This is a genomic window from Eikenella sp. (genome assembly GCF_057315495.1).
Genome location: NZ_DBHKXY010000042.1, coordinates 1 through 12,791, shown reverse-complemented (window position 1 = coordinate 12,791; position 12,791 = coordinate 1). Strand labels below are relative to the sequence as shown.

13 protein-coding genes and 1 pseudogene are annotated in these 12,791 nt (G+C 56.3%); 11 read left to right on the top strand and 3 right to left on the bottom strand.

Annotated features, from left to right (window positions below; genetic code table 11):
• Nucleotides 1-10 precede the first annotated feature (10 nt).
• The 4 genes from ACO6EE_RS07560 (at nt 11) to ACO6EE_RS07545 (ending at nt 5,069) form a co-directional block, all read left to right on the top strand.
• Nucleotides 11-877: an endonuclease/exonuclease/phosphatase family protein gene (locus ACO6EE_RS07560; RefSeq protein WP_485960352.1), complete on the top strand. Its 867-nt coding sequence runs from the start codon at nt 11-13 to the stop codon at nt 875-877.
• A gap of 122 nt (nt 878-999) precedes the next feature.
• Nucleotides 1,000-3,741 carry a DNA gyrase subunit A gene (gyrA, locus tag ACO6EE_RS07555; protein WP_485960350.1) on the top strand — a complete coding sequence of 914 codons (2,742 nt, stop codon included), beginning with the start codon at nt 1,000-1,002 and terminating at the stop codon, nt 3,739-3,741.
• 321 nt (nt 3,742-4,062) lie between these two features.
• The gene (gene dtd / locus ACO6EE_RS07550) at nt 4,063-4,521 is read left to right on the top strand and encodes a D-aminoacyl-tRNA deacylase (protein ID WP_064088848.1); all 459 of its coding nucleotides are present in this window, start codon (nt 4,063-4,065) and stop codon (nt 4,519-4,521) included.
• A gap of 203 nt (nt 4,522-4,724) precedes the next feature.
• The gene (locus tag ACO6EE_RS07545; protein WP_485960349.1) at nt 4,725-5,069 is read left to right on the top strand and encodes a hypothetical protein; all 345 of its coding nucleotides are present in this window, start codon (nt 4,725-4,727) and stop codon (nt 5,067-5,069) included.
• A gap of 171 nt (nt 5,070-5,240) precedes the next feature.
• Here ACO6EE_RS07545 and ACO6EE_RS07540 read toward each other — a convergent pair whose 3' ends face one another.
• Nucleotides 5,241-5,876: a hypothetical protein gene (locus ACO6EE_RS07540; RefSeq protein ID WP_485960347.1), complete on the bottom strand. Its 636-nt coding sequence runs from the start codon at nt 5,874-5,876 to the stop codon at nt 5,241-5,243.
• A gap of 111 nt (nt 5,877-5,987) precedes the next feature.
• On the opposite strand from ACO6EE_RS07540, the gene ACO6EE_RS07535 reads away from it, so the two are divergent.
• The 5 genes from ACO6EE_RS07535 to secF all read left to right on the top strand — a co-directional run bounded on the left by ACO6EE_RS07535 (nt 5,988) and on the right by secF (nt 10,541).
• Nucleotides 5,988-6,335 (top strand): arsenate reductase, encoded by a 348-nt coding sequence (locus ACO6EE_RS07535; protein ID WP_485960345.1) that lies wholly within the window; start codon nt 5,988-5,990, stop codon nt 6,333-6,335.
• Between the two features lie 3 nt (nt 6,336-6,338).
• The gene (locus ACO6EE_RS07530) at nt 6,339-7,073 is read left to right on the top strand and encodes a UDP-2,3-diacylglucosamine diphosphatase (protein WP_485960343.1); all 735 of its coding nucleotides are present in this window, start codon (nt 6,339-6,341) and stop codon (nt 7,071-7,073) included.
• Nucleotides 7,074-7,395: 322 nt separating this feature from the next.
• Nucleotides 7,396-7,698: a preprotein translocase subunit YajC gene (gene yajC, locus ACO6EE_RS07525; RefSeq protein ID WP_023887909.1), complete on the top strand. Its 303-nt coding sequence runs from the start codon at nt 7,396-7,398 to the stop codon at nt 7,696-7,698.
• Nucleotides 7,699-7,765: 67 nt separating this feature from the next.
• Nucleotides 7,766-9,598, top strand: a complete 1,833-nt coding sequence (secD, locus tag ACO6EE_RS07520; protein WP_485960341.1) for a protein translocase subunit SecD — start codon at nt 7,766-7,768, stop codon at nt 9,596-9,598.
• A gap of 1 nt (nt 9,599) precedes the next feature.
• Nucleotides 9,600-10,541 carry a protein translocase subunit SecF gene (gene secF / locus ACO6EE_RS07515; protein ID WP_485960339.1) on the top strand — a complete coding sequence of 314 codons (942 nt, stop codon included), beginning with the start codon at nt 9,600-9,602 and terminating at the stop codon, nt 10,539-10,541.
• A gap of 341 nt (nt 10,542-10,882) precedes the next feature.
• Here secF and ACO6EE_RS07510 read toward each other — a convergent pair whose 3' ends face one another.
• Nucleotides 10,883-11,248: a diacylglyceryl transferase gene (locus tag ACO6EE_RS07510; protein ID WP_485960337.1), complete on the bottom strand. Its 366-nt coding sequence runs from the start codon at nt 11,246-11,248 to the stop codon at nt 10,883-10,885.
• A gap of 316 nt (nt 11,249-11,564) precedes the next feature.
• Here ACO6EE_RS07510 and ACO6EE_RS07505 point away from each other — a divergent pair, with 316 nt between their 5' ends.
• Nucleotides 11,565-12,164: a CDP-alcohol phosphatidyltransferase family protein gene (locus ACO6EE_RS07505; RefSeq protein ID WP_485960335.1), complete on the top strand. Its 600-nt coding sequence runs from the start codon at nt 11,565-11,567 to the stop codon at nt 12,162-12,164.
• Between the two features lie 52 nt (nt 12,165-12,216).
• On the opposite strand, the pseudogene ACO6EE_RS07500 reads toward ACO6EE_RS07505, so the two are convergent.
• Nucleotides 12,217-12,323, bottom strand: a pseudogene (locus ACO6EE_RS07500) (IS5/IS1182 family transposase); the annotation flags it as partial.
• Between the two features lie 60 nt (nt 12,324-12,383).
• On the opposite strand from ACO6EE_RS07500, the gene ACO6EE_RS07495 reads away from it, so the two are divergent.
• Nucleotides 12,384-12,686: a hypothetical protein gene (locus ACO6EE_RS07495; RefSeq protein ID WP_485960334.1), complete on the top strand. Its 303-nt coding sequence runs from the start codon at nt 12,384-12,386 to the stop codon at nt 12,684-12,686.
• The last annotated feature ends 105 nt before the right edge of the window (nt 12,687-12,791 follow it).

Genomic DNA, 12,791 nt, shown 5'->3' with positions numbered 1-12,791 from the left:
CAACACCGCCATGTCCGCCTTTATCCGCCCCCGCCTGCACATCCTCGCCCTGCTCGCCCTGGCTGCAATGCTGATCGGCCAGCTTGGCAGTCTGTTTTGGCCGGCCGAACTGTTCAGCCATTTCCTGCCCCACTACACCATCGCCTTCATCTTAGCCGCATTCTGGCCGCGCCCGAAGTGGCGTGTGCTGTGGCTCGTGTGCGCCACTGTATCGCTGCTGTGGCTGGCCCAGCCCTTCGCCCTACCTGATGCCCCATCCGGCGGTACACGGCTGGTTTGGTACAACGTCCACCTCGACAACTCCGACGCCGAAGAGGAAAGCGCCGTCCTCTTGGCCCAACAGGCCGACCTGCTCGCGCTGGGCGAAATCAACCTCGACAACCCCGGCTGGCAAAGCCTGCGCCAAGCCTATCCGCACGGCTGCCAACACCGCGAATACAGCCCCTTCGCCCTTGCCCTGTGGAGCAAACAACCGCTGGCCGCCTGCGAAGTGCGCATGATTGGCGACTACCCCTATATCCGCGCCCAAACTGCCGACGGCACCGTCCTCTACGCCCTGCACCCGCCGCCACCCATCAGCAGCGAACTGGCCGGAGCACGGCAACACTACCTGGCCGAAACCGCCCGCGCCCTCGCCACCGAACCGCGCGCGCTGGCCGTGGGCGACTTCAACAGCAGCCCGTTTTCCCCGCTGTTCCGCTGCTTCCTGCAAGAAAGCGGCAGCCGCCCCGCCACCCGCTACTTCACGCCCACTTGGAAACCGTTTTTCCTCAATATCGACCATGCCTTAGCCAAAGGCCTAAACGTTTCCGCCCACCCCTTGCCCTGGCAACACTCCGACCACCGGCCGCTCTTGGTGGAATACACCCATCAATAAAGCAAAAACAGCAAAGGCTACCTGAGACCGCCATTTCGTTTTCAGGTAGCCTTTCCCGCCCAACTTTACCGCACATTGTGTGATAAAATAACGTGTTTTAATCGATTGGGCTTTAAATCTCCATGAGCAGCACCCACGACCACCGGTTTGCCAAAGAAACCATCCCCGTCAGCCTCGAAGAGGAAATGCGCAAAAGCTATCTCGATTACGCCATGTCGGTAATCGTCGGCCGCGCGCTGCCCGATGTGCGCGACGGCCTGAAACCCGTGCACCGCCGCGTGCTCTACGCCATGCACGAGTTGAAAAACAATTGGAACTCGTCTTACAAAAAATCCGCCCGTATCGTGGGCGACGTTATCGGTAAATACCACCCCCACGGCGACAGCGCGGTGTACGACACCATCGTACGCATCGCGCAGCCCTTCTCCATGCGCTATATGCTGGTAGACGGCCAGGGCAACTTCGGCTCGGTGGACGGCGACGGCGCGGCAGCCATGCGTTACACCGAAATCCGCATGGCGAAAATCGCCCACGAAATGCTGGCCGATATTGAAGAAGACACCGTAAACTTCGGCCCGAACTACGACGGCAGCGAACAAGAGCCGCTGGTGATGCCCACCCGCTTCCCCGCCCTGCTGACCAACGGTTCGGCCGGTATTGCCGTGGGCATGGCCACCAACATCCCACCGCACAATTTGGGCGACACAGTGGATGCCTGCCTGCAACTCTTGGCCGACCCCGACACCTCTATCGACGCGCTCATCGACACCATCAAAGCCCCCGACTTCCCCACCGGCGCCACCATTTACGGCCTCACCGGCGTGCGCGAAGGCTACCGCACCGGCCGCGGCCGCGTGGTGATGCGCGGCAAAACCCATATCGAGCCCATCGGCAAACACGGCGAGCGCGAAGCCATCATCATCGATGAAATCCCCTATCAGGTAAACAAAGCCAAACTGGTGGAAAAAATCGGCGAACTGGTGCGCGAGAAAACGCTGGAGGGCATTTCCGATTTGCGCGACGAATCCGACAAATCCGGTATGCGCGTGGTGATCGAACTGAAGCGCAACGAAAACGCCGAAGTCGTGCTCAACCAGCTCTACAAACTCACCCAGCTGCAAGACAGCTTCGGCATCAACATGGTGGCCCTGGTCGACGGCCAGCCGCGCCTGTTGAATTTGAAGCAGATCCTGGCCGAATTCCTGCGCCACCGCCGCGAAGTGGTTACCCGCCGCACCCTGTTCCGCCTGAAAAAAGCGCGTCATGAAGGCCACATCGCCGAAGGCAAAGCCGTGGCGCTTTCCAATATCGACCCGATGATTCAGCTCATCAAAGAATCCGCCGATGCAGCCGAAGCCAAAGCCAAACTTCTGGCGCGGCCGTGGCAATCGGGTCTGGTGGGCGACATGCTCAGCCGCACCGATTTGGATTTGAATATGGCGCGCCCCGAAGGGCTACCTGAAAATCTCGGCCTGCGCGAAGACGGCTATTATTTGAGCGATTTACAAGCCGACGCCATCCTACGCATGAGCCTGCGCAACCTCACCGGCCTCGACCAAGACACCATCCTCGCCGACTACAAAGCCATCATGGCGCAGATTATCGATTTCCTGGATATTTTGGCCAAGCCCGAGCGCATCACCCAAATCATCCGCGACGAGCTCATCGAAATCAAAACCAACTTCGGCGATCCGCGCCGCAGCGAAATCAACCCTTTCGGCGGCGATATTGCCGACGAAGACCTGATTCCGCCGCGCGAAATGGTGGTTACCCTCACCCACGGCGGCTACATCAAAACCCAGCCCACCACCGACTACCAAGCCCAGCGGCGCGGCGGACGCGGCAAACAGGCCGCCGCCACCAAAGACGAAGACTTCATCGAAACCCTGTTTGTGGCCAACACCCACGACTACCTGATGTGCTTCACCAACCACGGCCGCTGCCACTGGATTAAAGTTTATAAATTGCCAGAAGGCGGGCGCAACTCGCGCGGCCGCCCGATCAACAACGTTATCCAGCTGGACGAAAACGAAAAAGTCTCCGCCATCCTGCCCGTGCGCGACTTCCCCGAAGACGAATACGTTTTCTTCGCCACCGCCATGGGCGTGGTGAAAAAAGTGCAACTTTCTGCGTTTAAAAACGTGAGCAAAGTCGGCATCAAAGCCATCGCCCTCAAAGAAGGCGACAGTCTGGTGGGCGTGGCACGCACCTCCGGCCGCAACGACATCATGCTCTTCTCCAACCTCGGCAAAGCCATCCGCTTCAACGAATATTGGGAGCGCAGCAGCGATGACGAAGAAACGGGCGACGACAACGACACCGAAATTTCAGGTAGCCAGGAAGACGACAACGCCGAAAGTGCCCCCATCAGCGGCAAACACGGCGTGCGCCCCAGCGGCCGCGGCAGCGGCGGCCTGCGCGGCATGAGATTGCCCGAAAACGGCCGTATCGTCAGCCTCATCACCTTCGCCCCCGAATGCGAGCAGAGCGAGCTGCAAGTGCTCACCGCCACCGCCAACGGCTACGGCAAACGCACCCCGATTGCCAGCTACAGCCGCAAAAACAAAGGCGGCCAAGGCAATATCGCTATCAACACCGGCGAGCGTAACGGCGACCTAGTGGCCGCCACCCTGGTGAGCGAAAGCGACGACCTGATGCTGATCACCAGCGGCGGCGTGCTCATCCGCACCAAGGTGGAACAAATCCGCGAAACCGGCCGCGCCGCCGCCGGCGTGAAGCTGATTAACCTGGACGAAGGCGAAACCCTCGTCAGCCTCGAGCGCGTAGCCGAAGAAGAGGACGACGAAGCACCAACCGCCGAAACCACAGCCGAAAGTCCGAGCCAAGAACAAGGCGAGGCTTAAGCGCCCGCCAAGAAAAGGCTACCTGAAAGCAAAGCGCCAACGCAGTTATAGTGGATTAAATTTAAATCAGGACAAGGCGGCGAGCCGCAGACAGTACAAATAGTACGGCAAGGCGAGACAACGCTGTACTGGTTTTTGTTAATTCACTATAAAACCGGCTCTGCACTATTTTCAGGTAGCCTTTTGTTTGTCCCATCCACTCTAAACCATCATCCCAGCAATAGCAGGCAACCAAGCGGCAAGCCGTAGGCAGCATACCCATACAGCAAGGCTAAGCCACACCCTGCCTCTTGGGAACAACCAGAAAGGCTACCTGAAACCATGCGTGCCGTTATTCAAAAAGTCAGCCATGCCCACATCGCCGCCGCCGACGCGCCCGATGCACCGTTCAGCCAAATCCCCCACGGCCTGTGCGTGCTGCTCGGCGTGGGCGGCGAAGACAGCGAGGCCGACGCCCGCTATATCGCCGACAAAATCGCCCACCTGCGCATCTTTGAAGACGAAGCCGGCAAGCTCAATTTATCGGTGAAAGACACCGGCGGCGAAGTGCTGCTGGTATCGCAATTCACCCTCTACGGCGACGCCCGCAACGGCCGCCGCCCCTCCTTCAGTCAAGCCGCCCGCCCCGAACAGGCCGAAGCGCTGTATCAGCAAGTAGCCGCCCTCTTGCGCGGCCACGGCGTGAACGTGGCCGAAGGCCGCTTCCGCACCCATATGCTGGTCAGCCTGTGCAACGACGGGCCGGTAACCATTTTGCTGGATTCGCAAAAAACGTTTTAAATCGGCACGATAAAGGCTACCTGAAAACTACGGCTGCTTTTCGGCGGTTTCCAAACTCTAAACAGCCTGTAGTTTTCAGGTAGCCTTTATTAGAGTTAATGCCGGGCCTCAATTCAGCCTACGTTTGCCGACATGATTGAGGTATCATTTATTATTGCTCATAATCGAGCAAGGAAATTTTTAAATGAATATGGAGATGTGAAATGATTCACGAACAGACCAAGATATTAAATCAATTAGCAAGTTATTTGCATAATGGGACTAGTTTAGAATATGACACAGCATATTTGGAATATAGATTCAATCCAGAAGAGAAATGGTATTCAGTTATTTCATGGTATGAAAAAGATGGGAAAAACTTCCCAGCCGAAGAGAGTGAGTTTGATTTTATCTGCAGCAATTCTATAAAGTTATGCCAAGATTTACATAAAATTATGTTTAATAAAACTGGTGGAGACTGGCGAAAGTTTGTTTTAACGCTTAATAGCGAAGGAGAGTCCAATACCCAGTTTATATATGACAAACAATCTCGACTTGATAGTTTTTAGTAAGCATCGGGCGTGTGCAGTACGAGCACAGTTTCAGGCTACCTGAAAAACTGCATGACAGCCGCATATCGAATTCTTGAATCCGACATCTCACTTAGAAAAACACACGGCGGCATTTCCATGCCGCCGTTTTAATATGCCATTCTGTTTTCAGGTAGCCTGAAACCTGTGCTACTGCGCAGTCTGCGCCACGCCTTCCACAGGCGGCAATTCGCGCATATCGCGCCAGCCGTCGTTGGTTTTTACCAGCGTGGCCTGTTCCACCCGTTTCAGCGGCAGGCGGTTTTGCCAGGCTTCGCTGCCTTGGCGCACTAGGCGTTTTGCCCAGCCATCCATCGTGATGCTGCCCTCGTATACCACGCGGGATACAGTGAGACCGGCGGCGTTGGTGGCCGGTTCGGTGTAGTACTGCACTTTGTCCACATGCTCGTGCCCTAGGCAGAACAGCGGCCCGTTTAGGCCGGCGCGAGTGTGTTTGCGCCCGTTTTCGGTGAGCGCGAACACCAGCGCCACATCGTCATCACCCTCTTTCAAGCGCTCATACAAACCGGCGCTCTCCAACGCCCGCATCTGCTTGCCGGCCGCTTCATTGATGCGTTTATCTTCTGTATCGCGGCGCGGCAGCACAATCCGCTCCGAGCCCAGCAGCGGCGCAGCTCCATCGGCATCCAAAGCCAGCGGCAAGCACACCTCGTTTGCCGCCGCATAACGCGCCAGCACATCTCGAAACTGCCCCTTGCCCGCTTCCTGCGCGCCGCAACCGGCCAGCAGCCCGGCAGCCAAGGCCGCCCACATCCAATGTTTCATAAATTCTCCACAATCAAATATATCCCGGCACAGCCCATGCCATGCCATGACAAAAAAACATCCTACCCGTACAATGGCGGGCGTTTCAATCGGCAAGGATTATACACAATAATGACCACCCTCTACGGCATCCCCAACTGCGCCACCGTGAAAAAAGCCCGCGCCTGGCTAGACGAAAAACAAGTGCCCCACGCCTTCGTTAATTTCAAAACCGAAGCCCCCGCGCCCGAGCAGCTCGCCCGCTGGCTCGATGCCGTTGGCGCAGACATTCTCATCAACCGCAAAGGCACCACCTGGCGCAAACTCAGCCCGGCCGAGCAAGCTGCCGCCGACAGCCGCGAAGGCGCCATCGCCCTGATGCAGGCACAGCCCTCCGTGATCAAACGCCCCGTGCTCGAACACCAAGGCCGCGTCCACATCGGCTTTTCCCCCGAACGCTATTCCGAAATCTTCGCCTAAACCATGAACCAAACCATTTTTATCGCCGATCTCCATCTCTCCGAGCACAGCCCCGAGCTCACCGAACTCTTCCTGCGCCAGCTGCACCACTGGCAAAACACCGCCGATGCCCTCTACATCCTCGGCGACCTGTTCGATGCCTGGGTGGGCGACGACGACCGCACCCCCTTCACCGACCACATCGCCGACGAATTAAAAGCTTTCGCCCAACACAAACCCGTATATTTCATCCCCGGCAACCGCGATTTCCTGCTCGGCCAAGACTTCGCCAGCCGCAGCGGCATGACCCTGCTGCCCGAGCAGCATCCGCTTACCCTCTACGGCCGCCGATACCTCATCACCCACGGCGACGAACTCTGCACCGCCGACCTGCCCTATATGCAGTTCCGCGCCCAATCGCGCCAGCCCCAATGGCAGGCCGCCATCCTCGCCAAGCCCCTGGCCGAACGCCGCCTGCTGGCGCAGCAAATCCGCCAGATGAGCGAACGCGGCAAAGCCGAAAACGGCAAAAGCGCCGTTTCCGACGTAACCGAAGAAGCGGTATCCGCCCTGATGGCGCAACACCCCGGCGCCGACCTCATCCACGGCCACACCCACCGCCCGGCCACCCACCGGCACACCCTGCCTGGCGGCCAAAACTTCACCCGCTTCGTGCTGCAAGACTGGTATGGCAAAGAAGGCGGCTGCCTCATCGTATCGCCCGCAGGCGTGAGCGTACAGCATCTGGCCTTAGATTAGCCAAGCTTGTTCAATAACATTTTCAGGTAACCTTTCCACCGCTTAGGAAGGCTACCTGAAAATCTAACAGGCTACCTGAAACCCCTATCCGCAATGTCGCAGATTATTTCAGGTAGCCTGTGTTAATACCGCTGATAGGGATAGGGATAGGGATAGGGATAAAGCCCAACCCAACAAAATTTCAGCCTGCCGCACACCCGCCCACCACAAAATTCTCCAGCCCTATGGCAACCTCGCTTAAATTTCTGTTGCACGGGTTGGAAAAACCCCGCCGCCCGTTTACAATGGCACACTTTCATTTTTCTTTTTGGAGTCTTGCCCCATGTTGCATTTCCCACTCGCTGCCGCGGCCCAGCCCGACCTGATGAGTACCATTCAGAGCTTTCTCCCGCTGATTTTCCTCTTCGCCATGCTCTACTTCATGATTCTCCGGCCGAAACAGCGTGACGAGAAACGCCGCCGCGAGATGCTCAGCGAGCTGAAAAAAGGTGACAAAGTGATGACCGGCGCCGGTATGCTCGGCAGAGTTTCCAAAATCGGCGAAGAAATCATCGGCCTAGAAGTTGCCCCCGACACCGTGGTTGAGTTTCACCGCGACGCCATCATCAAAAAGCTCGACAACTAACCTTTCCCTACGGCGCAGCAGCCGCATTCCGGCCATGCTGCCCGTTTTCCGTTTCTGAAAGCCCGTTATGAACCGTTATCCGCTTTGGAAATACCTGCTGATTGGGCTGGTTATCGTTGTATCTGCCATCTACGCCCTGCCCAACCTCTACGGCGAAACCCCTGCCGTGCAGGTTTCCACCAACCGTCAGTCGATCCACATCGATCAAACTACCGAACAAGCCGTGGCAGAGGCGCTGAAGGCAGCCAACATCCAGCACAACGGCATGTTTATTGCCGACGGCAGCCTGCGCGTACGCCTGCCCAATGAAGAGTTGCAGAGCAAAGCCCGCGACGTGATCGAGCAGAAATTGGGCGACAACTACATCATCGCCCTCAACCTGATTGCCAACACGCCCGAATGGATGACCAAACTCGGCGCCAACCCGATGTTCCTCGGCCTCGACCTGCGCGGCGGCGTGCACTTTACCATGCGCGTGGACATGCACGCGGCAGTGGACAAAACCTTCGACCGCATCTCCGGCGACTTCCGCCGCCAGCTGCGTAAAGACAAAATCCGTACCGGCAATATGCGCCGCAGCGGCGATACGCTGATTGTGCCCTTCCAAGATGCAGCCACCCTGCAAGTTGCCCTGCCTAAGCTAAAAGAAATCGCACCGGATGTGGAATTGAAGGCTGACGGCAACAACTTGGTGGTGAGCCTGCCCGAAACTACTCAAACCCAAATCCGCGATGCCGCCGTGAAGCAGAATATTAATACCCTGCACAACCGCGTGAACGAATTGGGCGTAGCCGAGCCGATTATTCAGCAGGCCGGCCCCGACCGCATCGTGGTGCAGCTGCCCGGTGTGCAAGATACCGCCAAAGCCAAAGACATCATCGGCCGCACCGCCACGCTGGAAGTACGCATGGTGGCCGACGACCCAGCGCTGCTGCAACAGGCCGAAGCCGGCACCGTGCCGGCCGGCTATGAATTGCTGCCCACTGCCGAAGGCGGCCAGCTGTTGGTAAGCAAACAGGTGGAATTCACCGGCGACAACATCAACGATGCCCAAGCCGGCTTTACCCACGACAACCGCCCATCGGTAAACCTGAAGCTCGACAACGCCGGCACCAGCATTTTCGCCGACCTGACCCGCAACAACGTCGGCCGCCGCACCGCCATGATCCTGATCGATCAAGGCAAAGCCGAAATCGTTACCGCGCCGACCATCAACGAACCGATTCCCGGCGGCAATGTGCAGATTTCAGGTAGCATGAACGTAGCCGAAGCCAACGACACCGCGCTGCTGCTGCGCGCCGGCTCGCTGGCTGCGCCGATGGAAATCATCGAAGAGCGCACCATCGGCCCGTCTATGGGTAAGGAAAATATCCAAAAAGGTTTCCACTCCACACTGTGGGGCTTCTTAGTTGTGGCTGCCTTTATGGTGGTGTACTACCGCCTGTTCGGCATCTTCTCCGTGCTGGCGCTCACGGCCAACCTGTTGTTCCTGGTTGCAATCTTGTCGCTACTGCAAGCCACGCTCACCCTGCCCGGCATTGCGGCTATTGCGCTCACGCTCGGTATGGCCATCGACTCCAACGTGCTGATTAACGAGCGCATCCGTGAAGAACTGCGCGATGGAGTAAGCCCGCAACAGGCCATCAGCGAAGGCTACCGCCACGCTTGGGACACCATTGTCGATTCCAACATCACCTCGCTGATTGCCGGTATTGCCCTCTTGGTGTTCGGTTCCGGCGCGGTGCGCGGTTTTGCCGTGGTGCACTGTATCGGCATTCTCACTTCCATGTTCTCATCCGTGGTGGTTTCCCGTACCTTCGTCAACTTATGGTATGGCCGCCGCCGCAAACTGAGTAATTTGTCCATCGGCATCACCCTGCCTACCGCCAAGGAGCACTAAGATGGATTTCTTCCACCGTTTGAAACACGACATTCCGTTCATGAGCTACGGCAAAATCACCACCCTGATTTCGCTGCTTACCTTCATTGTCGCCGTGTTTTTCCTCGTCACCAAAGGGCTCAACTACTCGGTTGAATTTACCGGCGGTACCGTGATTGAAGTGCAATACACCCAGCAGGGTGCTGATCCCAACCAAGTGCGCACCCGCCTGAACGAGCTCAAAATGGGCGAAGCCCAAGTGCAAAGCTTGGGCACAAACAAGCAGCTGATGATCCGCCTGCCCAACCGCCAAGACATGACCTCCGCCCAGCTCTCCAACAACGTATTGGAACTGCTGCGCAAAGACCATGCCGACGCCAGCCTGCGCAAGGTTGAATTCATCGGCCCGCAGGTGGGCGAAGAGCTAGTTACCCACGGCCTGTTGGCCTTGGGCATGGTGGTGGTCGGCATCATCATCTACCTCTCTGTGCGTTTCGAATGGCGCTTCGCCGTATCCGCCATCATCGCCAATATGCACGACGTGGTGGTGATTCTTGGCTGCTTTGCCCTGTTTCAATGGGAGTTTTCGCTCACCGTGCTGGCCGGCATTCTGGCCGTGCTCGGCTATTCGGTGAACGAATCGGTGGTGGTGTTCGACCGTATCCGCGAAAACATCCACAAACCCGCCATGCGCGGCAAAACCATCCCGCAGATTATCGACAACGCCATCACCGCCACCATGAGCCGTACCATCATCACCCATGGCTCCACCGAAGCTATGGTGGTATCCATGTTGGTGTTCGGCGGTGCCGCCCTGCACGGCTTTGCCATCGCGCTCACCATCGGTATCGTGTTCGGCATCTACTCCTCCGTACTGGTGGCCAGCCCGCTGCTCCTCTTCTTCGGCCTCACCCGCGAAAACATCCACAAACCGCAGAAGCAGAAAGAAGAAGCCGTGGTATAAGCAGCCGCTCATTCCACAGGCATTACAAAACGGCATAGGCTGCCTGAAAACGCCTATGCCGTTTTATATGGACTGTTTTTGTGCTGCCTTGCCCTGATGCAGATTCAAACTATCGTGAATTAAAAATGAGAATACTACCGTGTTAGATTGCCTTGCCGTACACCTGTACGGTCTATGGTTCGCCACCTTGCCCCATTCTTATTTAATCCGCTATGAATTGGCGGCGATAACCAGCTGAATCAAGGCATATACGCACTTACTCGGCATAACAAAAGGCTACCTGAAACTGCTGCGTAGCATAGTTTCAGGTAGCCTTTCCGAACACGACAAGTATTGTGCTGTTATCTAAATTGCGAAGCTGTTACTGCCTCCTGCACACACGTTGCTTCAGTGCCCAACCAGCCGGCAGCCAAGCCGCAGCCGTTTTGCTCTAACCAAAAGTAGCCGCCACCAGCCACTGCAGCCACCACCAAGCGGATACCCAGATTCGAACCAAACCTATCCACTACAAACATCATCAGCGCAGCCCAAGCCCAAACTAAGCCCCACTGCAACGCCCATACCGTGTCCGTGTTAGGCATCTGCCACTGCATAAACCCGTTTGCTGCAATAGCAATAACGGTAAAGAAAAAGCCTTCTAGCAAAACATTAGGCTCGCGCTCGCCCATCCAAAGGCACCAAAACCCCAATACAAACGCCATCAACATTTTTGTTTTCCCTTTCCAGCGGTGTTGCTTTCAAACTTAGCTATTTATCGATGCCCCAAACAATCCGCCAACTGGCAAACCATCGGGTTGAATTATCCGTGTATTTTACCCTTATATACAAATTCCTGACAATTCCTAAACCCTATTATCCATCGGTTTACAAACTCAGTTGTACCATTTCGGACAAATGCACCCGTCCTGCTACCGGCACTTACCAAAAATACGACCAACTACTTCTTTTTGATACACAACAGACAGCAACCATTTACTGCTTTCATCTATAATACAACCGCACCCACCACCGAGACCGCCCACCATGAGCATCTACGCCCTCAAACCCAAATTCCAAAATCTGCTGCGCCCGCTGGTGCGGCGGCTGTATCAGAAAGGCGTAACGGCCAATCAGGTAACCGTGTTCGCCTGTGCGGTATCGATTGCGCTCGGGTTGTTGTTATCTTGCTTGGCGCACCTCCCCGCGTTATTTTGGCTCATGCCCGTGTGGCTGTTTCTGCGCATGGCGCTGAACGCGGTAGACGGCATGCTGGCGCGCGAATTTGGCCAACAATCAGCCTTGGGCGGCTACCTGAACGAAATTACCGATGTCGCCGCCGATGCCGCGCTGTATCTGCCTTTTGCCTTTATTGCCCCTTTCGGCGGCGTGCAGATTGCCCTGTTTATTTGGCTGGCGGCCATGACGGAATTTTGCGGTGTACTGGGGCAGGTCCACGGCAACGGGCGGCGTTATGACGGGCCGTTCGGCAAAAGCGATCGCGCGTTTTTTATCGGCGTACTGGCAGTGTGGTATGCGGCAGTTGGCAGTTTCCATATCGCTTTCGACGCCCTGATGTGGCTGGCCTGCGCGGCACTGGCTTACACCTGTTATCGGCGCATCATCAACGGCTTAAAGGCTACCTGAAAATCCAATTATGACAAAAATATTCAATGCGTGGACGGTGTTTTTGCTGCTATAGTGAATTAAATTTAAACCAGTACAGCGTTGTCTCGCCTTGCCGTACTATTTGTACTGTCTGCGGCTCGCCGCCTTGTCCTGATTTAAATTTAATCCACTATATTTATCGCTATCTACACTTATCGCTTCGCCGGGAAAACCGGCCGGCACAGCAAAGGTTTGTGGTTGGGCGCCGCCATCTGCGTGGGCTTGGCCTTCTTGGATGCCTATTTAGAAGCCGTGCAGGAAAGCGGGCAATACAGCCGCTTTGAGCGCTGTGTTACCAAAATCTGGGCTTGGTTTGCCGTGGCTTTTTTCAGCACCGCCGCACTGGTCTTTGCCGGGGCAACTGTTTGGTTGCTGGTGATGGCCGTGCAGTCCATCCCGCGTTCGATTCCGACTGCCGTGCTAATGTTTATGCTATCCTTCGCAACCGCCCTGTTTGTGATGGTGATGCTGAAACACCTTCAAAGGAATTTGAATTATTGATTTTTTCAGGTAGCCTCCCATAAAGGCTACCTGAAAACCACCCAACAAAATTATAGTGAATTAACAAAAACCAGTACAGCGTTGTCTCGCCTTGCCGTACTATTT